Origin of the sequence: Shewanella electrica, from assembly GCF_022321485.1 — a bacterium.
In the GTDB taxonomy this organism is placed as follows: domain Bacteria; phylum Pseudomonadota; class Gammaproteobacteria; order Enterobacterales; family Shewanellaceae; genus Shewanella; species Shewanella electrica.
Genome location: NZ_JAKOGG010000418.1, coordinates 1 through 261, shown reverse-complemented (window position 1 = coordinate 261; position 261 = coordinate 1). Strand labels below are relative to the sequence as shown.

At 55.9% G+C, this 261-nt stretch carries 1 protein-coding gene; it reads left to right on the top strand.

What is annotated here, in order from left to right; translation table 11 throughout:
* Window positions 1-253, top strand: a 253-nt coding sequence (locus L9G74_RS24355; protein ID WP_238898714.1) for a hypothetical protein, incomplete at its 5' end; no start/stop codon positions are given.
* Window positions 254-261: the final 8 nt, after the last annotated feature.

Sequence of the window (261 nt, the reverse complement as noted above, 5' to 3'; positions counted from 1 at the left end):
ATGCCGGCGTGCGACCCAGCACGGACGGGACGCACCACTGAAGGGACGGGATGGCACAGTCATAATTTCAGTTTTTCTAGTTTCGCATGGCAAGCTGGCGCGCTATGCCATGCCTGCTTATGCATTGAATTCCGATGACCGTGATGACCGTCGCGTTTCCCTCGACACGCTAGTTCGCCTACCTTCCGCCTATAATTACTGTTTCCCGGGCTTCTCCGGTGGCACCATCACCCAACTCATCCTATCCTCTTAAGGCCCCAC